Origin of the sequence: Nocardia seriolae NBRC 15557 (assembly GCF_007990715.1) — a bacterium.
In the GTDB taxonomy this organism is placed as follows: Bacteria; Actinomycetota; Actinomycetes; order Mycobacteriales; family Mycobacteriaceae; genus Nocardia; species Nocardia seriolae.
The window spans coordinates 19648-40911 of the sequence record NZ_BJWY01000022.1 but is presented as its reverse complement, the minus strand read 5'-3'; the positions used below and the strand labels follow the sequence as shown (position 1 = coordinate 40911).

The following is a 21264-nucleotide window of genomic DNA, read 5'->3' as shown; positions in this document are numbered from 1 at the left end:
GCCAGGTCGGACGGGTCGTTCATTCGTGGCTCAACGATTGCTCGAGCAGCTCGCACAGGATCGAACGCGACACCACGTTCCACGGTCCGATCGGAGCAACACGCCATGACTCTCGCCTCCGTCCCCATTCCCGCCGTCACCGGCATCGAATCCGTTGACGTGATCGGGAATCCGTGCACGGCCGGGGGGCGAGGGCTGCGTACAGCGGTCACGGCAGCGCACCACCTCGCCGCCCGCGGTGTCCGGGTGCGGCGGCTGCGCGGCACCACCCCCGAGACGACGATCGAACTGGTGCGCCGACGCCTGAGCAGGCCCGACCGCCCGGACGCCATCGTCTGCGCGGGCGGCGACGAGCTGATATCGCTGGTGCTGCAAGCGATATCAGCCACCGGGGTGCCGCTCGGCATACTGCCGACCGGACAGCGTGACGACCTCGCCGCCGAACTCGGCATCCCGTTGGGCGACCCGCAGGCGGCCGCCGATGTCGTCCTGGCGGGGAACCGCCGCGAGATCGACGTGGGCGTTGTGGACACCGCACCGGGATCACGAGTCGCCACGGGCCGTACCTGGTTCGCCACGGTCTTGTATGCCGGCACCGATACCCGGATCGCCGACCGCACGAATCGGAGCTGGTTCCCCTCCCGCCATACCTCGCTGATCGAGCTCGCCAGCGGTACCGCTCGTCCATTCCGCATCGAATTGTCTTGCGGCGGAAACCTTTCCGCGCCGACAGTAATCGAAACGGAAGCGCTGATGGTGGCGGTCGGCAATACCCGTGTCTGCGGAGGCAAGTTGATCTGCCCGGACGCGCGGCTCGACGACGGTCTGCTCGACGTCACCGTGATCGGGGCCGTGAATCGTATGGAGGCGACCTGCCTGCTCACCATGCTGGCCGCCGGACGGGCGATCTCTCATCGCGCCGTCGCCTATTACCGGGCCGCGGTGGTATCGGTGCACTGCCCCGAGGTGCACGCGATCGTCAACGGTGCACCGCTGAGCGCACTGCCGGTGACCGTCCGGGCCGTTCCCGCGGGCCAGTCCATTCTGGTGCCCTGAGCCCGCACCGTTCACGAACACCGATCTCGTTCGAAATTCTTTGCCGTACAGGCGAAGCCATGCATCACAACCCGAAGGAGAAGAGCATGAGATTTCGGCTGGGCACCATCGACCGCAGTTTCGTGCCGACCAAACTCACCGTATCGTATGTGGCGATCTGCACCGGCGAGGTCGATGCCGACCTGCTGCGGCGGGCCTTCGCACTCACCTGCCGCCGATATCCGATGCTGAGCGGAAGAGTCGAATTCATCGACGGCGACTGTCATCTCCGCATTCCCGACCACGGCAACGACGCCACCGAGACAGTGCACGCCAGCGTGTCCGACTGGCTCGCCACCGGTCTCGGCGCATCGACCCCGCAGTACTCCTGGCGAAACTGGAGATCGTGCGCGACCACACGACCACAGCCGTCGCGCTGCACGTATCCCACGCCATCAATGACGCCCACATGGGATTCGAACTCCTGACCGAACTCTGGCGGACGGCAGCGACTCTCGGCGCGACCACCGCGATCCCCACTCCCGTGCCCGCCTTCCCACGCAGCCTGGAGGACCTGCTCGCCGAACGCGGCATCGCTGTCCCCGAGCCGGCCATGCCCGATCTGACCGGCCTGTACAGCTTCGCGCCGTCGGAAACGCACGGCCGACCGGGTCTGCGCGTGGCGCCCGACCAACGGATCGCGCTGTCCGACACCGACACCACCACACTGCTGCACCACGCGAGGGCGCAGGGAACGACGCTGTACGCACTGCTCAGCGCGGCGATCATCCGGGCCGAACGAGCCGTGATCGGTGAAACATCCGGCGCCGCAACCGCAGACGAGCTACCGATGGTCATCGGGCATGCCGTCGACTTGCGTCCGCACCTGCAGCCGCCCACACACCCCTCCGACACCACCAACGGCCTCGGATGCGCGCCCACCGTCACCCGCTGCGGACCCGACACCGATCTCCATATCTTCGCCAAAGAGGTGAAGGCCCAGATCGTGCACAGCATCGACAGCGGGACGGCGTTGACAACCATGCTGGCCGCCTCCCGGATCCCCGAGAACGGCGCGCGCGACTACGCGGCGAACATCATCACCAACTGGGGAGTGGTTCCGGCACTGGACTTCCCGAAAGGCATGCGAGTAGTGGACTTTCGCGGGTTCGTCACCGGCGACTCCCTGCCGGAGATCAGCTATTTCGTCTACACCTTCCAGGGCCGGCTGAACATCGAGTTCGCTTACTCCGAGTCCACCCATCAATACTCGCGGATCACCGAACTGCGCCGCACCATAGCGGCCAACCTGAAAATGCTGATCCATGGCCTTGCCCACCGGAGCTGACCGGACCCGGAGCTGATCGAACCCGGACGCCTGAGGGCGCCGGAATCGGAAGCACTCGACGAAGCGCTGCGATAACCACCTGAACCCGCACCGATCCGGTGTGATCCCGTGCCACGACACCACCGGTGGTTCAGCGTGTTCGGCGTCGGCGGCGCAGCGAGGCCACCGCGGTGATCCGCGGTGGCCTCGATCGACACGCAGCGGCGCCGCAGCACCGGGTGCGCGTCAGATCACGAAGAAGCCCACGACACAACCGATGACGGCACCGGCGACCAGTCCGATCACCGTGCCGACGACTCCGAAGAGGCCGGCGCCGACCGCGCCACCGGCGATGCAGCCGATGACGCCGATGTCCTTGAGTTGGGTCTGGGCGATCTCACGCACACCGTCGTTGTAGGTGGTCTCGCTGACCGGGCCGCGGCTGTCGGTCGGCCAGACGGTGAGGGTGCTGCCGTCCTCACCCACCTCGGCGCGCAGTCGCACCGGGTAGCCGCCGAGCTCGTAATCGGTCGGAATCTGCTCGACCACCGTGCCGTCCGGAGCCGAGACCGTCACCAGGGACTCGTCCGCCGACATCTCGAATTTGCCCGCGCTCAAATGCGTGACCACGCCCTGGTGGTCATCGGACAGCGTCGAGGTGTAGGCCAGCCCGTGATCCTGACCGCCCACCACCAGCGGCCGTTCCGCCTCACCATGGGCGGTGGCGGCCGTGACGACGGTGGCGGCGATGGTCAGCATCGACATCGCGGCAAATTTTCCTGAACTGCATGCGCACGCCTCTCATTCGGGATGGAGCGCCGACGCTTCCGCTCCGGCGCCTCCGTGAATCGGGGACACACACTCAGATCGGTAACTCGGCTATCGCTAGCACAAATCAAACCGATCGGTACCAAAACCTGGCGCGACGTACCGGAGTTTTCGGTGCTGTAGATCCGTACTCGGCCTGCGGTGTGATCAGTGTCCGATGGCCCCGATCAGAGAACCAGGTCGGTGAGTTGTTCCCAATCGATCTGGATTCGCACGGGCAGGTCGACAGCGAAACCGGTGCCGGGCTTGAGAGTTCGGGCGAGGCGGTAGTGACCGACGCTGTGGTCGAGGCCGTAGGTCTCGATGGAGGTCACTTCGGTATCGGACACGCTGACGAGCCAGTACCAGGGGATTCCGGCGGCGGCGTATTCGCTCATCTTCTCGAGCCGGTCGGTTTTGACGTGGCTGGATTCTATGCCCGCCGCGGCTGTGGCCGGCAGGCCGAGGCCGCGATGCCGCAGATCGGAAATCCTGTCGTGAGGCCGAACGCCCGGGACAGCGCGCCGAGACCATTGGGCGGATCGACGGGAGGCGCGGACCAACGGCGGGATGATCAGCGGCGGCGTCCTTTTCGTTTGCTGTGCCGACGGCTGGATCGAGGTGCCCGTGCCAGCGGATGCACCGCGGCATGACCGGGCCGTCGGTCGGTGAGCTGGGCGTCGGCCAGGGTATGCAGTTCGTCGAGGCCGATGCGGTCGGGATGGCCGGAGTCGAGCATCGCCGCCACCATGTCGCGCACCTGGTCCGCTGGGAGCTCGGCGAGGGCGCCGGTCACGGCGTCGGCGCCGCCGACCTCGAGCAGGGTGATGAACTGCTCGGCCATCGTGCGCAGTCCTTCCTCCGGGTCGAGCTCGCCGAGGCTGATCTCGCCGCTGTCGATCAGCATCAGCGTCGCGATCGGGCCGAGTTGCGTGTCCGCGCGTAACCGGTGCAGGAAGGCGGATCGGTCGGGAAGAGTTTGGGTCAGCACGTCGAGCATTGCGCCCGCGCGGGTGCGGAAAGGGCAGTCGCGCACTCCGTCCAGCAGCCGGGGCAGTCCGTGTTCCAGGCCGCCGTGCGCGGTCAGCCACCGACCGATTTCCGCTTCGGCCGCTTCGGCGCTGTAGTGCTCGGCGATCGTGCCCAGCAGTTGGGCGGGTTCGGCATGGGTCAGTTCGCCTACCAGCGGGGCGTGACGGCCTTCGCGGAGCATGCGGGCGCGCACCGCCCGGGTCGCCAGCGGCGTGAGCGAAATCAGCTCGACGTGTTCGGCGTCGGGGGCCAGCGCGGTGCGCAATCGGTCCTGGACGTCGGGCGGCAGTGACGCGGGGTCGTCGGGGTCAGGCTGCCGGTCGGGGTCCAGATCGGAAAGGAACATCGGATCGGGTCGGCCGACGGTCAGCTCGGCCGCGCCGAACTCGACCAGTTGGCCGAGCAGTCGCCGCAGATCCGCGCCTATTCCTTTGCGCCATCGCAGGGTGGCCTCGGGACCGAGTGCGTCGAGGTAGAACATGTGGGTGCAGGCCGACCAGACGCTTTCGGCCAGCCGGATCACCGGCATCGGCTCGGGCAGCCCGTATACGGTGTTGAGCACGTCGGGCAGCACCTGGTCGAGGACGCTGTCGAGCATCCGGGTGTGGTCGGGCGACCACGAGTTCGGTGCTATGAGGATGTCCGGGGTGGGCAGCGCGTCGAACGCGGCTGTCCACAGCGCGAGCCCGTCGCGCAGCAGTGGCGCGTTCTTGGCCACGCGTACCAACCTGTTCTTGACCACCCGGACGAGGCGGAGCGTCTTGGCCAGCTCGATCAGGCGAGTGAGGCCGACCAGTTCGGTGCTGCTCTTGGTGCGAAAGACCTGCTCGCCGATCCGAGGGTCGAAGGTGTCGCCGGAGTTCAGCAGGGTCGCCAGTTCGCGGGCGTCGGCGAGTTTGACGTTGCCGGTCGCGGTGAGCGCTCGACCGTCGCCAACCCAGTCGGTCAGCGCACGTAACCGACCGACTACCCGGGTGTGCTCGGCGGCCGCAGCGAGTTCGTCTTCGGCCGGAAGCGATACGGGAAGCTGGGGCATCGCACGGTCGGGCCGGTCCAGGCTCTCGCGGGCGTGGCGAGTGGCGATGTGGGTGAGAACTGCATCGTCATAGTCGATTCGGCCCGCGTCGGCGTCGTCGAGGAACCTCCCCATGGCGGCGCCGTCGGTGGGATCGACACCGTGACCGATGGCGGTCATCACCCAGAATTTGGCCGGACCGAAGTTGCGTTCGTCGGTCATGGCCGCAGGGAACTCGGCGGCGGCCTTCGTGATGGCGGCCTCGAGGTCGGTCAGCGGATCGCCGGTGGGATCGGCCAGCCCGGTCGCGCGCAGGTAGTCGAGGAGCAGGCGCAGGGTTTCCGGCAGCCCGGCCGCGTCCCGCGCACTGATCGACAGCGTCCGCGGCACGTACGACAGCAGGAATTCCGCGACCAAGTCGCTGGTCCAGTCACCCAGCCGCCCATCGATGCCGTGGTGGCGGAAGTCCAGGGCGGCGGCCATCGCGAACGGATCGAGCGAGTGACCCCGGTCGCTTGCCCGGGCCGTGCATCGTCGGATCAGCAGATCCTTGGCCACTTCGAACGCTTCGCCGTCCTCGGGCTCGAAGTAGGTGCGCATCAGTGGGTTCACAGTCCTTGTTGTCGGGAATGCGTGCAGGGCGATGCTAATCGAGTCGACGAGTATGACGAGCACACGCTCGAACGAGGGCGCCTCTGCGAACTCGCGTTGGATGAACCTGACCGGATCATCGCGCGCGGCCCGTAGCGGTGCCGCTGGATCGGTCGCGCCGTCCCGGCCAGAGACAAGGATTGCGACAGGTTAACTGAGTGATTCCCTCGGCAGCTCACCGAGCCCCTGCGCGCCCGCGTGCCGAGCGCAACCGCGCCTGAGGGCTCGAAGCGGCGGAAGTTGTTGCCTCACTGCTGATTTAGCAAGCTTGGTGGTGAAAGATGGTGCAGCACAACATCTTTGTGCGCGAGGCGGGACTTGAACCCGCACGTCCGAGGACACCAGAACCTAAATCTGGCGCGTATGCCAATTTCGCCACTCGCGCTAACGGTACGACCGTCCAAACTTTACCGGGTCTAACGGGGATCGCGAAGCACCGGGAGGGCGTGGCGTACTGGGCGGTAACCTTACCTGGTGTTATAACGATTTGATAACACACAACGTGAGGGGGGCTCACATTTCCTTCGCGGGTGCAACCGGACTCACCAGCGGGTTCAAACATGAGGGAGGGTCATGTTTCGGAACATTCTGGTACTGACGTACGGAAATACTCGGGGGTAGTGGGTTGGGCGAGGGGCAAACATGAGGAGAGCCTCATGATTTTGTGGAATCCTCGGCGTCTACCAGGGCCTGCGGGCCGAGGGGATACCTGCGCACCGTGAGCGCGGCCCAGTCCTGTGGATGAGGGTCGCCAGGAGAAGGAAGTCGATTGTCTTGACGATCAACGAGAGCACCGGGACCGGATCGAAGGCCAGGGCGGCGGGGAAGTCACGGGAGAGTGGGGTCAGGTCGTCGCTGCTGGACCGGTTGCTGGGGGGCGCGCCGTACGCTCTCGCATTCGGCGGGCAGGGCGCGCAGTGGCTCAGTGAGCTCGAGGAGATCGGGCGCGATTCGGCGCTCGAGCCGGAGCTGACCGCGCTGGTCAACGAGGCGGCCGCCAAGCTGGAGCCGGTCGCCTCCCAGCTGCTGGTCGTCCGGCCGGTCGGGTTCGACCCGGTCGCGTGGATGCTGGAAGAAGAGATCGCCGATCCGGAGCAGGGGGAGGTGTCGGGAGCGCCGTCAGCGCAGGTGTTGCGCTCCGCCGCCGTCTCCATGCCCGGTGTGTTCCTGACCCAGATCGCCGCGCTGCGCGCGCTGCGCCTGCAGGGGCTGGACATCGTCGCGCACGCGCCCGCCGCCGTCATCGGCCACTCGCAGGGCCGGATCGCCGCCACCGCCGCCGAGGAACACGGGCAGCGCGATGCCGAACTGCTCGCGGTGGCCCAATTGATCGGTGCTGCGGCCGGTTTGGTCGCGCGCCGCCGCGGTTTGCTGCCGGTGGGGGAGAAGTCCCCGATGGTCGCGGTCTCCAATGTCGACCCCGAGGCGCTGAAAGCCGTTGTCGCCGAGGTTATGAACGGTGTCGCCGCCGAGAAGGCCGCCGTGCTGTCCATCCGCAACGGCCGCCGTCGCGCCGTGCTGAGCGGCCCGGTCGCCCAGCTGGATCGCGTGCGCCAGCGCGCCGCCGAGATCAATGCCGAGCAGGCCAAGGAGCGCGAGGCCAAGAAGCGCGGCGGTTCGGTGTTCGCCCCGGTCTTCGAGGACATCCCGGTCGAGGTGGCCTTCCACCACCCGGCGCTGCAGGAGACCGTCGAGCTGGTCAAGGGCTGGGCCCAGCAGTGCGGCCTGGACGCCGAGCTGGCCGCCGCCCTCACCCAGGAAGTACTGGTCGACCCGATCGACTGGGTCGCCATCGTCGACGAGACCGTCGGCCAAGGCGCGCAGTGGATCCTGGACCTCGGTCCCGGAGACCTGCTGTCCCGCCTCACCTCCGGCTCGCTCAAGGGCACCGGCGTCGGCGTGCTCGCCGCCTCCACCCGCCCGGGCCAGCGCAGCCTGTTCACCCCCGGCGCGGCCCCCGAGGTCGCCCCGGCCTGGGGCGAGTTCGCCCCCAAGCCGATTCGCCTGCCCAACGGCCGCATCGTGGTCGAGACCGCGTTCACCAAGCTGACCGGCCGGTCGCCGATCCTGCTGGCGGGCATGACCCCCACCACGGTCGACGCGAAAATCGTTGCGGCCGCGGCCAATGCGGGCCACTGGGCCGAGCTGGCCGGTGGCGGCCAGGTCACCGAGCAGATCTTCGCCGACCGCGTCGAGGAGCTCAAGAGCCTGCTGCACCCGGGCCGCGCCGTGCAGTTCAACTCGCTGTTCCTGGACCCGTACCTGTGGAAGCTGCAGCTGGGTGGCAAGCGCATCGTGCAGAAGGCCCGCTCCGCCGGGGCCCCGCTGGACGGCGTCATCGTCACCGCCGGCATCCCGGAACTCGAAGAGGCCGTTGCCCTCATCGAGGAGCTGACCGAGGTCGGCATCAGCCACGTGGCCTTCAAGCCCGGCACCGTCGCGCAGATCCGCGCCGTGCTGCGCATCGCGGACTCGGTCCCCGGCTACCCGGTCATCATGCACATCGAGGGCGGCAAGGCCGGCGGCCACCACTCCTGGGAGGACCTCGACGACCTGCTGCTCGAGACCTACGCCGAGCTGCGCGGCCGCGACAATGTGATCGTCTGCGTCGGCGGCGGCATCGGCTCGCCCGAGCGCGCCACCGAATACCTGACCGGCGAATGGTCGCAGCAGCACGGCTACCCGGCCATGCCCCTCGACGGCGTGCTGGTCGGCACCGCCGCCATGGCCACCCTCGAGGCCACCACCGCCCCCGAGGTCAAACAGCTGCTCGTCGACACCCCCGGCACCCCCGACTGGGTCGGCGCGGGCACCGCGAGCGGCGGAATGGCTTCCGGCCGTAGCCAATTGGGCGCGGACATCCACGAGATCGACAATGCCGCCTCCCGCACCGGCCGCCTGCTGGACGAGGTCGCCGGAGACGCGGACGCCGTGGCCGAGCGTCGCGAGGAGATCATCGCCGCGCTCAATGGCACCGCCAAGCCCTACTTCGGCGACGCCGCCACCATGACCTACCTGGAGTGGCTGGAGCGCTACGTCGAGCTGGCAGCCTCTCTGCCCCAGACCCACCCTGATCTGGACCGCCGCAAGGACTTCGACTGCGGCGGCGACTTCTCCGATGCCATCGCCGACGCCACCCGCTCGGTGTGGCTCGACATCACCTGGCGCGACCGGTTCGCGGAAATGGTGCGCCGCACCGAATCCCGCCTCAACCCGGCCGACCGCGGCGAGATCGCAACGCTTTTCGCCGAGGACACCGCGTTCGAGACCCCGGTCAAGGCTATCTGCACCCTGAAGGAGCAGTACCCGACCGCCGCGAACACCGTCCTGCACCCCGCCGACGTCCCGTTCTTCGTGAGCCTGTGCAAGATCCCCGGCAAGCCGGTCAACTTCGTCCCGGTCGTCGACCAGGACGTGCGCCGCTGGTGGCGCTCGGATTCGCTGTGGCAGGCCCACGATCCGCGCTACACCGCCGACCAGGTGTGCATCATCCCCGGCACCGTCGCCGTCGCGGGCATCACCCGCGTGGACGAGCCGGTCGGTGAGCTCCTGGACCGCTTCGAGCAGAACACCGCCTTCTCCCTGGTGCGCGCGGGCATCGTCCCGGCCGCCGTGGACGGCCGCCGCCGCGCCGAGGTGGCCGACGGCCTGCTCGACATCGTGCTCGCCGCACCGGACGTGCAGTGGGCCGGACGCACCACCGTCAACCCCATCCACCGCCTGGGCAACCTGGACGAGTGGGAGATGAACGGCAAGGGCGCCAAGCACCCGCGCACCGGCGCGACCCTGTCCGCCACCGAGGGCACCGAAACCGATTCCGCCTACGTGGAATTGGCCGTCCCGTTGCTCGGCAAGGACGCCGTCAAGATCCGCATCACCGTCCCGGTCTCCGTGTACAACGGTGGCGCGCCGGTCATTACCGAGGACGACGCCTCCGCCGCGATGTCGGCGCTGCTGGCCGTCGCCGCGGGCAAGTCGCTGCCCGAGGTCAAGACCATCGACGGCGCGCAGGTCGCGCACGTCAACCTGGCCTGGAGCCCGGACCTCATCGCCGACCACGCCGGTGTCACCGGCTCCGGCCTGCCGGACTCGCTGTCCACCATCGGCCGCACCGTCCCCGACGTGCTCGTGGGCGCTTGCTGGCCCGCCGTTTTCGCGGTCCTGGGCGCGACCCGCACCGCCGATGAGCAGTCCGTCATCGAGGGCATGCTGGACCTGGTCCACCTGGATCACCAGATCGAGCTGCTGGGCGAGCTGCCCGCCGAGCACGCCGTGCTCGCGGTCCGCGCCGAATCCGCCGAGGTCCTCGACACCGATCTGGGCCGCGTGGTCGAGGTCAAGGTCGCCGTCGGTGTCATGCGCGACCACGGCCTGGACACCCCGCCCGTCGCGAAACTGGTGGAGCGCTTCGCCATTCGCGGCCGCACCGGTTCCGCCGAGCTGTCCGACCCGCCGCGCGCCGCCGGATCGCTGTCCGAGGATGCCTCCGATACCCCGCGTCGCCGCCGCCGCGACGTCGCCTTGGTCGCCCCGCGCGCCATGGGCGCCTTCGCGCAGGTCTCGGGCGACTTCAACCCGATCCACACCTCCGAGAATGCCGCGAAGCTGGCCGGTCTGGGCAACCCGATCGTGCACGGCATGTGGCTCTCGGCCGCCGCTCAGCACGCGGTCTCGGCCATCGACCTGAGCGACAAGGTGCCCCCGCGCACCATCACCGCCTGGACCACCCGCTTCCTGGGCATGGTCCGGCTGGGCTCGCCGGTCGACGTGCGCGTGGAACGCGTTGCGGTGGACCACGGTTCGGAGATCGTCGAGGTCTCCTGCCGCATCGACGGCAACCTGGTGATGACCGCCACCGGCCGCATCGCGCCGTCGAAGACGGTCTACGCCTTCCCCGGACAGGGCATTCAGGCCAAGGGGATGGGTCTGGACGCCCGCACTCGTTCCAAGGCCGCCAAGGACATCTGGGACCGTGCCGACAAGCACACCCGCGAGGCCCTGGGCTTCTCGATTCTGGCGGTGGTGCGCGACAACCCGACCTATCTGAAGGCGCGCGGCGTCGAATACCGCCACCCGCAGGGCGTGCTGCACCTGACCCAGTTCACCCAGGTCGCCATGGCGACTCTCGGTGTGGCTCAGGTCGCGGAGCTGCGTGAGGCCGGTGCCTTCATCGAGGGTGCGATGCTCGCGGGCCACTCGGTCGGTGAGTACAACGCGCTGTCCGCCGCCGCGGGCGTGCTGCCGCTGAACGCGGTGCTCGAGGTCGTGTTCCAGCGCGGTTCGGCCATGCACGAGCTGGTGCCCCGGGATGCCCAGGGCCGCAGCGACTATCGCATGTGCGCCATCCGCCCCTCGCAGATCGGCATTGCCGACGACCAGGTCATCGACTGGGTCAAGGGCATCGGCGAGCAGGCCGGGGAGTTCCTCGAGGTCGTCAACCTGAACCTGCGTGGCGCGCAGTACGCCATCGCGGGCACCGTGAAGGGCTGCGAGGCGCTCGAGACCGAAATCGAGCGGCTGCGGGCCGAAACCGGCGGCAAGCGCGCGTTCGTGCTCATTCCGGGCATCGACGTGCCGTTCCACTCCACCGTGCTGCGCGCCGGCGTGCCGGAGTTCCGCGGCAAGCTGCTGGATCTGCTGCCGCAGGACCTGGACCCGAGCCTGCTCATCGGCCGCTACATCCCGAACCTGGTGCCCCGCCTGTTCAACCTGGAGCGTGACTACATCCAGGAGATCGCGGACCTGGTGCCGTCCGAGCCCCTCGCGGAGGTGCTGGCCAACTGGGACGAGTGGGCCGCCAAGGAGGTCGAGCTGTGCCGCGTGGTCCTGGTCGAGCTGCTGGCCTGGCAGTTCGCCAGCCCGGTGCGCTGGATCGAGACCCAGGACCTGCTGTTCACCGATGTCGAGCACGGTGGCGTCGGCGTCGAGCGGTTCGTCGAAATCGGTTTGGCCGCCACGCCGACCGTGGCGAACCTGGCGTCGAACACGCTGAAGCTGCCGCAGTTCGGCAGCGCGGTGGTCGAGGTGCTCAACATCGAGCGTGAGCGCGGCATCGTCTACTCGACCGACACCGACCCCGCGCCGGTGGAGGAGCCGGAGGAGACTCCCGCCGAAACCGCAAGTGCCGCAACGGCCCCCGCCGCTGCCGCCGCCCCGGCCCCCGGGGCCGTGCCGACCGGTGGCCCCACCCCGGACGACATCTCGTTCTCCGCCGCCGACGCCACCCGCGTGCTCATCGCGCTGTGGACCAAGCTGCGCATGGACCAGATCGGCCCGGTGGACACCATCGAGGGCCTGTGCGACGGCGTCTCCTCGCGCCGCAACCAGCTGCTCGTCGACCTCGGCGCGGAGCTCTCGCTCGGTGCCATCGACGGTGCCGCCGACGCCGACATGGGCGCGCTGTCCGGCACGGTCGAGCGTCTGGCCCGCACCTACAAGCCGTTCGGCTCGGTGCTCTCCGACGCCATCGGCGACCACCTGCGCAAGGTCTTCGGCCCGTCGGGCAAGCGCCCGGCCGCCATCGGCGAGCGCGTCAAGAAGGTCTGGGGCCTGGGCGACGGCTGGGCCAGCCACGTCACCGCCGAAGTCTCCCTCGGCACCCGTGAGGGCGCTTCCGTTCGCGGCGGCGACCTGGGCGGCCTGGTCTCCGGCGGACTTTCGGACGCCGCGTCCGTGGACGCCGCCATCGATGCCGCCGTGCAGGCCGTGGCCGCGCGCCGCGGAGTCGCGGTCTCCATGCCCTCCGTCGGCGGCGGTGGCGGCGCGACCGTCGACGCGGCCGCGCTGGGCGAGTTCACCGAGCAGATCACCGGCCGCGACGGCGTGCTGGCGCAGGCCGCCCGCGTGATCCTGGAATCCCTCGGCCACGCCGAGCAGGCGTCCGCGCCGGAGGCCACCGAGGACACCCTGGTGGACCTGGTCTCGGCCGAATTGGGTTCGGACTGGCCGCGTCTCGTCGCGCCCGCCTTCGATGCCCGCAAGGCCGTGCTCATCGACGACCGGTGGGCAAGCGCCCGTGAGGATCTGGCCCGCCTGTGGTTCGGCAACGACGGCTCGCTGCCGGTCGAGCCCGAGGTGGACGGCTACTACGGTGCCGGTGAAGCCGTTGCGGCCCAGGCCAACTGGTGGCGCAACCGGGCCATGAAGGAGGCCCGCTCGGTGCTGGCCGGGGTCTACGGCGCGATCGCCGAGGCCGCCGTGTCCGCCGCGGAGCCGGGCATCTGGTCCTCCGACATCGCCGTGATCACCGGCGCCAGCAAGGGTTCCATCGCGGCGGCGGCCACCGGCCGACTGCTCGCGGGCGGTGCCACGGTCGTGGTCACCACCTCCAAGCTGGACGACGACCGCCTGGGCTTCTACAAGCAGCTCTACCGCGACAACGCCCGCAACGGCGCCGCCCTCTGGGTGGTCCCCGCGAACATGGCCTCCTACAGCGACATCGACGCCCTCATCGAGTGGGTCGGCAACGAGCAGGTCGACAATGCCGGTGGCGCGAAGGTTCTCGTCAAGGAGGCGATGACCCCCACGCTGCTGCTCCCGTTCGCCGCGCCCCGCGTGGCCGGTGACCTCTCCGACGCCGGCGCCCGCGCCGAAATGGAGATGCGGGTCCTGCTGTGGTCGGTGGAGCGCCTCATCGGCGGCCTGTCCAAGATCGGCGCGGACCACGACGTGGACGCGAAACTGCATGTGGTGCTGCCGGGTTCGCCCAACCGCGGCATGTTCGGCGGTGACGGCGCCTACGGCGAGTCCAAGGCCGCCCTGGATGCCATCGTCGCCAAGTGGCGCGCGGAGAAGTCCTGGTCGGAGCGGGTCACCCTGGTGCACGCGCTGATCGGCTGGGTGCGCGGCACCGGCCTCATGGGCGGCAACGACCCGCTGGTCGAGGCCGTCGAGAAGGCGGGCGTGCACACCTGGTCCACCCTGCAGATGGCCGACGAGCTGCTCAAGTGGTGCACCTCGCGGGCCCGCGTGGTGACCGCGGCCGGACCGCAGCAGATCGACCTGACCGGCGGCCTCGCCGGAGCCAAGCTGGATCTGCCGGAACTGGCCCGGGAGGCGCGCGAGCAGGCCGAGGCCGCCGCGGCCGAGGAGTCGGAAGGTGTTGACGCCAACACTATTTCGGCGCTGCCCGCCCCGCCGACCATGTCCTCCGAGCTGCCTACCCTCGAATGGGGTTCGGTCACCGCCGATCTCGACGACATGGTCGTCATCGTCGGCGCGGGCGAGCTCGGCCCCTACGGCTCGGCGCGCACCCGCTTCGAGATCGAGGTCTCCGATCAGCTCTCCGCCGCGGGCGTGCTCGAGCTGGCCTGGACCACCGGCCTGGTCACCTGGGAGAACGACCCCAAGCCCGGCTGGTACGACACCGAATCCGGTGAGTACGTCGAGGAATCCGAGCTGGCCGATCGTTACCACGACACCGTGGTGGAGCGCTGCGGCGTGCGCCGCTACGGCGACGACGGTGCCATGATCGACAACGCGGCCCCGCTGCTCACCTCGGTGTTCCTCGACGACGACCTCACCTTCGTGGTCAACAGCGAGGCCGAGGCGCGCGCCTTCTACTCCGCCAACCCGGAGCAGACGGTCGTCACCCCGATCGAGGGCACTGGCGACTGGCAGGTGATCCGCAAGGCGGGCACCGAGATTCGCGTGCCGCGCAAGGCCAGGCTGTCGCGCACCGTCGGCGGTCAGATCCCCACCGGCTGGGACCCCACCCGCTGGGGCATCTCCGCCGATATGGCGGGCTCCATCGACCGGGTGGCGCTGTGGAACATCGTCTGCACCGTGGACGCGTTCCTGAGCTCCGGCTTCAGCCCGGCCGAGCTGATGAGCTGGGTGCACCCGGCCATGGTGGCCAACACCCAGGGCACCGGTATGGGCGGCATGTCGTCGATGCGCTCGCTCTACATCGACAACCTGCTCGGCGAGTCGCGGCCCAACGACATCCTCCAGGAGGCGCTGCCCAACGTCGCGCTGGCGCACGTCGTGCAGAGCTACGTCGGCTCCTACGGCGGCATGATCCACCCGGTCGCGGCGTGTGCGACCGCGGCGGTCTCCGTCGAGGAGGGCGTGGACAAGATCAAGCTCGGCAAGGCCGATCTGGTGGTCGCCGGTGGCTACGACGATCTCGGCATCGAGGGCATCGTGGGCTTCGGCGACATGTCGGCCACCGCGGATTCGGCCGCCATGTACGCCAAGGGCATCAGCGACCGTTACTTCTCCCGCGCCAACGACCGTCGCCGCGGCGGCTTCGTTGAATCGCAGGGTGGCGGAACGGTTCTCCTCGCCCGCGGCTCGGTGGCGCTCGAGATGGGCCTGCCGGTGCTGGGTGTCGTCGCCTACGCGCAGTCCTTCGCCGACGGCGTGCACACCTCGATCCCGGCCCCCGGCCTGGGTGCCCTGGGTGCGGGTCGCGGTGGCCCGGAGTCCAAGCTGGCCAAGGAACTCCGCAAGCTCGGCGTCGCCCCCGACGAGATCGCGGTGGTGTCCAAGCACGACACCTCCACCGCCGCAAACGATCCCAACGAGTCCGAGCTGCACGAGCGCCTCGCCACCTCGCTGGGCCGCTCCGAAGGCGCTCCGCTGTTCGTGGTTTCGCAGAAGGCCCTCACCGGCCACGCCAAGGGCGGCGCGGCGGCCTTCCAGATGATCGGCCTGTGCCAGGTGCTGGCCCAGGGCGTGATTCCGCCCAACCGCAGCCTGGACTGCGTGGACGAGAAGATGGCGCAGTACCCGCACCTGGTGTGGCTGCGCGAGACGCTGAACGTGGGAGATCGCCTGCCGCTCAAGGCCGGTCTGGTCACCTCGCTCGGCTTCGGCCATGTGTCCGGTCTGGTCGCCATCGTGCACCCGCAGGCGTTCGTCGAGGCCATCGCCGACGCCGAGCAGCGGGAGGCGTACCAGCGCAAGGCCGAAGAGCGTCAGCTCGCGGGCCGCCAGCGCTTCGCCGAGGCCATGTGCGGCGGGGCCCCGCTCTACGAGCGGCCCGCCGACCGCCGCCTCGGTGGCGACGGCACCCCGGCCAAGAAGTCCCGGCAGCTCGAGGCCGATGTGCTGCTGTCGCAGCAGGCCCGCCTGGGCAGCGACGCGGTCTACGTCGCCGTGCCGAAAGGCCCTGCCTGCCAGTAAAGGGCTCTGCCTGCCCGTAATGAACGGGCCCGCCGGAATGTAGCCCCCGGCGGGTCAGACACAGCGGGCTCGCGTCGTGCGACGCGAGCCCGCTGTTCCATGCGCGGCGCCTACGGTGCCGTAGGTCCGCTGGTATGTTCGCAGCCAATTCGACTGCACCAACAAGGAATCTAGGAGTCCCGCACTGTGACGATCCTGGGTATCGGCCTGGACTTGGTTTCCATCTCCGAGTTCGCCGAGCAAATGGAACGCACCGGAACCACCATGCTCCGGGAGAGTTTCACCGCCGCGGAACGGCGCTATTGCCAAAGCAAGGGCACCGATCCGGCCCGGAGCTACGCCGTCCGCTGGGCCGCGAAGGAGGCGGTCATCAAGGCGTGGGCGTCGTCTCGCTTCGCTCGCAGCCCGCAGATCGGCGACAACCCCTACCCGCTCATCGAGGTCGTGAACGACGCCTGGGGACGGCCCAGCATCAAATTGCACGGGCTGACAGCGGAATTCCTGCCCCGGGTGCGGGTGCACCTGTCGCTCACCCACGATGGCGACACGGCCGCCGCGATGGTGGTGCTCGAGGACCCGGGCGAAATCGCCGATGTGATGCGCGACTGAGCCCGGGGTCTACTCCGGATCGAAGGTGGTCCGCTGCCCGCCGGAGCGCGATTCCTTCTCCGCGATCAGCAGATACGCCACCATGAGGCGCTTGAGCTCGGCGACGGCGTCCTCATGGGCCAGCCCGTCCTGCACCGAGAAGTTCAGCATCGAGTACACGACGTGCACCAGCACCTGCGCCATCATCGAGCGCCGCCCGCGCGGGGTGCGCGGCATGAGCGGGCGCAGCATCTGCGAAACCGCCTCGGCGAACTCCTTTTCGTGGATCGCCCCGGTCGCCCGGGTGGAGGGCGTGGACTGCATGGCCAGCCACACCTCGCGCCGCGACGGGTCGGTCATCCACAGATCCGCCAGGTGATCGACCAGCTGGGTCATGTGCCGCAGCCAGTCCATGGACGGGATCTCGCCGTGGAAGTCGGCCAGCTCCTGCGAAACCGCCACCAGGTCTTGGCGATTCAGCTCGCAGACGATGACGTACTTATTGGCGAAGAACTGGTAGAGGGTGCCGATCGGCACTTCCGCGCGGGCCGCGACCTCTTCGCAGGTGAACGATTCGAAGCCGACCTCGACCAACCACTCCCGGGAGGCCTGCAACAGGGCGTCGAACTTTCGTTTTGATCGTTCCTGCGTCGGGCGGCGACGGGGCATCAGCTCCTGGGGGTCGTCCTGCAGCTCCAACGCAGGGTCCGGTCGTCGCGTCGACCTGGTTCCCGTGCGTGCTTCCACGCTGAACAGCCTACGGGTAGCGACACGCGCATGACACGCTGCGGTACTTCGTGTGTCATCGCATAGCACCCATCCACGCCGCCTTCGGCGCCGAAGACCCATCGCAGCTGCGTCTCAGCTGCGGATCTCTGCTGAGAGGGGCCAGGCCCCTTTCGAACCCCGGATGAGGGGATCCCGGGGGCCGTGCCCCCGGACCCGCACTCGGGGGAGCTCGGCCCGAAGCCCGGCCCGAAGGGCTGGTGCCGAGCTCTGATTTCGCTCCGTAGTTCACATCGCCAGCACGTCGACGTTGGAAGGCTGATTGTGGTTGCTTCTGCTCCTGTTCGTTCTGCGGTGACCATCGGCGTCGCCACCGAGCGCGGCACCGTGCGCGCCGTGGCCCTCACCGACGCGGGTGACAAGTTGACCGAGCGCGTGGTGCTCGAGCGCGTCGCTCCGATCGCGGGAGACACCAAGGCCGACTTGGCCGTCGCGGTGGAGTCGGTGCTGGAGGACATCGCCGACCGGATCGGCGCGGATCGGGAGATCCTCGGCGCGGCCGTGGCCTACCGGGATGCCGCCGAGCGGCGGGCCATCGTGACCAAGCTGGCCGCGGGCCCGTGGCACGACGCCTCGCTGGTGTCGGCCAAGGCCGCGCATCTCGCGGTGGCGCGCGCCATGACCTGGGTCGACGAATTCGAGGACCTCGCCATCTGCGAGGTGGTGCCGGGCTTCCAGGCGTTCTCGCTCATCTCGCCGGACCGGGGCCGGGTGCTGGCCGCAGTGACGCTGGCCGGTGGCGGCAGCGCCGGGGAGACCATGCGCACCGAGGAGACCATGCGCACCGCGGTGACCGCTGCCTGGGATCAATTCGACGCGGCCGGGGTGAAGCCGGACGCGGTGGTGCTGATCGGTTCGGCCGCAACCGAATCCGCCGTGGTGGCGGCGCTGGAGTCGGGGTTCGGCGCGCCGGTCATCCCGTGCGGGGTCGCGGCGGCCGCACCGGCCATCGGCGCGGCGCTGGCGGCGCTGCCGGAGGCCGAGTTCGCGGGCGAGGCGGCCGAGCGCATCCGCCGGGCGCGGGGCACCGCGGCGCTGTTCGCGGCGGCGAGTGTGCTGGCGGGCGGTCTGGTGGCGGGCGGGGTGTACGCGGCGGGCAGCGATTCCAAGAAGGTGCCGCAGCCGATCCTCATCGATTCCCGGGTCTCGGCCGACGCACGCACCGGGGGCGAGCATCCGGTCGGCGATTCGGTCGCGCCCGAGAGCGGTTCGGCCGGTGCGGTTGTGGACGGGCTGCCCGGTCCGGTGCCGACCGACGCGGTCGCGCCGAGCACGGAACAGCCGCAGCCCGAATTGCAGCCGGGCGATGTGGTGACCATCGATCCCGCCACCCTCAACTGGGGTCCGCACTCCGAGCCCTCGCGCCACGGCACGCCCCCCCGGCCGCTGATCAAGTCGCAGCCCGAGCCGGAGGTGGCCGCGAGCCCGGAGTCGATCATCCCGGCCCCCACCCACGCGGTCGGTTCCCCGACCGAATCCGGCCTGTTCCCCGGCGAACTCGCGCCACCCCCATTAGGTAGCCCCGAGTTCTCCTCCTGGTGGGACAACCACTGGCGCATGATGCTCCAGTGGGCCGCGCAGCTGATGCCGAAGGTGTAGCGGTCGTCCCGACGCATGTCGCTCGAATCCCGGCCCCCGAATCAGGGCCGGGATTCCGCGTTTTCGGACCTCGGGAAGTTATGCCCCGGTCAGACCGACAGGTCGCGGCGGAGCTTGGCGACGTGGCCGGTGGCCTTCACGTTGTACTGGGCGACCTCGATCTTGCCGTTCTCGTCGACCAGGAAGGTGGAGCGGATGACGCCGGTGACCTTCTTGCCGTACATCATCTTCTCGCCGAAGGCCCCGTAGGCGCCGAGCACCTCCTTGTCCGGGTCGGACAGCAGCGGGAAGGTGAGCTGTTCGGTGTCGCGGAACTTGGCCAGCTTGACCGGCTTGTCGGGGGAGATTCCGACCACTTCGATGCCCGCGCCCTCGAGTTCGGCCAGGTTGTCGCGGAAGTCGCAGGCCTGCTTGGTGCAGCCGGGGGTGCTGGCGGCCGGGTAGAAGTAGACGATCACCTTGCGGCCGCGATAGTCCGACAGCGAGACGTCCTTGCCGTCGGCGTCGGGGAGCGTGAAGGCGGGTGCGGTGTCGCCGGGACTGAGTCGGTGATTCTCGGTCATGCCGCCACGCTAGTCGACGGGCTCGAGCCGGTGTTGGCGATACACTCCTGAGCAGGTCGGCTCGCCCGCTTCCCTGTCGTGTGCGCGGGAGGCGTCCGCGCGACCGACCCCGAGACGACAGCGCCGCCTTCCAGCGCGGCTACCAGAACAGGAGTGTGACGTGGCGAGAGACACCGAGGCGATCGAGCGCGAGATCGAGGCCGCCCGCAACCGGCTCGCAAGCACCCTCGACGAACTCGCGGTCCGCGCCGACCCGCAGCGCCTGGCCGACAATGCCAAGCACTCGGTGATGGCCAAGCTGAACGAACCGAAGATCAAGTACAGCCTCATCGGCGCGGGCGCACTGGTCGCCACCCTGATCGTCGTGAAGATCTTCCGCCGCTGAGTTTCCCGACTCTCGGGCAGGGGCAAGCCCCTGCACCCAAAGCCGAATGTGGCCCGGTCCGATAGGACCGGGCCACATTCGTATGAAATAAGAGGGCGGCCCCGGTCCGAGTGGACCGGGGCCGCCCTCATGCATCGGGGTTGCAGGGGCGAAGCCCCTGTCTATCAACTCCCTTTCGACCGAGTCGGCGCGTCAGCGTCGAATCAAACTGTCGGGCACGCCATGCCGGTGCCGTCGGGATCCAGGTGGGGGCTGTAGCCCGGCTGTCCGCGGAAGAGCGGGGCGACGCCGGCCGCGCGGGCCTGGTCGCAGTTGGCGTAGGTCGGTCCGCCGGCGGAGCCGGTCTGGGACAGACCCGCCGAACCGGTCGCGGCGGAGCCGGTGTCGATGGCGGAGGAACCGGTGCCCGAGGATCCGGTGGGGACGTCGGCGGAGGCGACGGCGGTTTGGGCTGCGATGGTCGTCAAGCCCGCGACGCTGGCGGTGACGAGAAGCCGGCGAACGTTCATGTATTCCTCAATGTCGGCGCAATAGGGTGGTAGCTGGCCCGCGGTCGCGGCGCGGTGACCGGTCCGGGCTCGGCGTCGAGTGTTCTGGCGCAACGTTGCATTGTCAACCGGATGGGCTATCCATCCAGGTTAATTAGGGGATTTGCCCCGAATGCCGGAACCTCTTCTGCCGGAATGTGTCTCATTCGTCCTGCCGGGCTGAGTACATCCACAAGCGTGTGCTCGCGCATTGATGATTTCCGTCAGAACTACGCAAATCGAACCGAAAGCACTGTACTTCACAGTGCCGCCGGAGGGTTGCCTCGAGCCGCCGTGAAGATCCTGTGGATCCATATGGTGTCCGTGTCAACTAAGCATCGATACTATGGAGGTCATGACGCGCTGGCTGACCGACGAGGAACAGACGACCTGGCAGTCCTTCATTCGCATGCGGCAACGCCTGGACGCCGCCATCGCCGCCGGACTGACCCGGGACGGCCTGTCCACCTCCGACTACGAGGTGCTGGTCGCGCTGTCCGCGGCCGGTGGTCAGCTGCGCGCCAAGGAACTGGGCGCGGAGATCTGCTGGGACAAGAGCCGCCTGTCGAAGCACCTGTCGCGCATGGCCGCCCGCGGCCTCGTCGACCGCTGTCAGGCCGTCGACGATGCGCGTGGCCGCGAGGTTCGCCTCACCGGCGCGGGCCGCGAGGCCCTCGAAGCCGCCGCGCCGAATCACGTCGAACTGGTGCGGCGGTTGTTCATCGACGATATGACCGCGGCCGAAGCCGCGGCCCTGCGCTCACTGGCAAAGCGCGTGGTCGCCGAGGTGGAACGCACCGATGTCGAAGGCATCGGCTGAG

Annotated in this window: 14 protein-coding genes and 1 tRNA gene; 8 read left to right on the top strand and 7 right to left on the bottom strand. The window is 69.0% G+C overall.

The features are described 5' to 3' along the window. The first annotated feature begins 105 nt into the window (after positions 1-105). The 3 genes from NS2_RS10120 (at position 106) to NS2_RS10110 (ending at position 2383) form a co-directional block, all read left to right on the top strand. A complete protein-coding gene (locus tag NS2_RS10120) occupies positions 106-1056 on the top strand; it encodes a diacylglycerol/lipid kinase family protein (RefSeq protein WP_052086241.1) in 951 nt (316 codons plus the stop codon). 86 nt (positions 1057-1142) lie between these two features. Next, positions 1143-1523: a hypothetical protein gene (locus tag NS2_RS10115; protein ID WP_143161210.1), complete on the top strand. Its 381-nt coding sequence runs from the start codon at positions 1143-1145 to the stop codon at positions 1521-1523. Continuing rightward, positions 1442-2383, top strand: a complete 942-nt coding sequence (locus NS2_RS10110; RefSeq protein WP_143161211.1) for a phthiocerol/phthiodiolone dimycocerosyl transferase family protein — start codon at positions 1442-1444, stop codon at positions 2381-2383. The genes NS2_RS10115 and NS2_RS10110 overlap by 82 nt, the downstream gene beginning before the upstream one ends. A 225-nt stretch (positions 2384-2608) precedes the next feature. On the opposite strand, the gene NS2_RS10105 is transcribed toward NS2_RS10110, so the two are convergent. The 4 genes from NS2_RS10105 to NS2_RS10090 form a co-directional block, all read right to left on the bottom strand. Continuing rightward, positions 2609-3127, bottom strand: coding sequence for a DUF8020 domain-containing protein (locus NS2_RS10105; protein WP_033087204.1), 519 nt, complete (start codon positions 3125-3127; stop codon positions 2609-2611). 230 nt (positions 3128-3357) lie between these two features. Then, complete coding sequence (locus tag NS2_RS38195; protein ID WP_033087203.1) at positions 3358-3567, bottom strand: PDDEXK family nuclease; 210 nt, start codon at positions 3565-3567, stop codon at positions 3358-3360. A 176-nt stretch (positions 3568-3743) separates the two neighbouring features. Next, complete coding sequence (locus NS2_RS10095; RefSeq protein WP_222594866.1) at positions 3744-5891, bottom strand: hypothetical protein; 2148 nt, start codon at positions 5889-5891, stop codon at positions 3744-3746. 279 nt (positions 5892-6170) lie between these two features. Beyond that, positions 6171-6252 (bottom strand) — tRNA-Leu (locus tag NS2_RS10090). A gap of 389 nt (positions 6253-6641) precedes the next feature. Between NS2_RS10090 and NS2_RS10085 the strand changes: the two genes are divergently transcribed. Both NS2_RS10085 and acpS read left to right on the top strand, forming a co-directional pair. Further along, positions 6642-15995 (top strand): type I polyketide synthase, encoded by a 9354-nt coding sequence (locus NS2_RS10085; RefSeq protein ID WP_071811665.1) that lies wholly within the window; start codon positions 6642-6644, stop codon positions 15993-15995. A 186-nt stretch (positions 15996-16181) separates the two neighbouring features. Beyond that, positions 16182-16604, top strand: a complete 423-nt coding sequence (gene acpS, locus NS2_RS10080; RefSeq protein WP_036545390.1) for a holo-ACP synthase AcpS — start codon at positions 16182-16184, stop codon at positions 16602-16604. Between the two features lie 9 nt (positions 16605-16613). On the opposite strand, the gene NS2_RS10075 is transcribed toward acpS, so the two are convergent. Continuing rightward, the gene (locus NS2_RS10075) at positions 16614-17252 is read right to left on the bottom strand and encodes a TetR/AcrR family transcriptional regulator (protein WP_228102965.1); all 639 of its coding nucleotides are present in this window, start codon (positions 17250-17252) and stop codon (positions 16614-16616) included. Positions 17253-17663: 411 nt separating this feature from the next. On the opposite strand from NS2_RS10075, the gene NS2_RS10070 reads away from it, so the two are divergent. After that, a complete protein-coding gene (locus tag NS2_RS10070; protein ID WP_033087198.1) occupies positions 17664-18968 on the top strand; it encodes a DUF7159 family protein in 1305 nt (434 codons plus the stop codon). An 89-nt stretch (positions 18969-19057) separates the two neighbouring features. Here the strand turns inward: NS2_RS10070 and bcp are convergent, their stop codons facing one another. Next, a complete protein-coding gene (gene bcp / locus NS2_RS10065) occupies positions 19058-19531 on the bottom strand; it encodes a thioredoxin-dependent thiol peroxidase (protein ID WP_033087197.1) in 474 nt (157 codons plus the stop codon). Between the two features lie 160 nt (positions 19532-19691). Between bcp and NS2_RS10060 the strand changes: the two genes are divergently transcribed. Further along, positions 19692-19916 carry a DUF3618 domain-containing protein gene (locus tag NS2_RS10060; protein WP_033087196.1) on the top strand — a complete coding sequence of 75 codons (225 nt, stop codon included), beginning with the start codon at positions 19692-19694 and terminating at the stop codon, positions 19914-19916. 203 nt (positions 19917-20119) lie between these two features. On the opposite strand, the gene NS2_RS10055 is transcribed toward NS2_RS10060, so the two are convergent. Beyond that, positions 20120-20383, bottom strand: a complete 264-nt coding sequence (locus tag NS2_RS10055; protein ID WP_228102496.1) for an excalibur calcium-binding domain-containing protein — start codon at positions 20381-20383, stop codon at positions 20120-20122. Positions 20384-20798: 415 nt separating this feature from the next. On the opposite strand from NS2_RS10055, the gene NS2_RS10050 reads away from it, so the two are divergent. Beyond that, positions 20799-21263 (top strand): MarR family winged helix-turn-helix transcriptional regulator, encoded by a 465-nt coding sequence (locus NS2_RS10050; RefSeq protein WP_052086247.1) that lies wholly within the window; start codon positions 20799-20801, stop codon positions 21261-21263. Position 21264 lies beyond the last annotated feature (1 nt).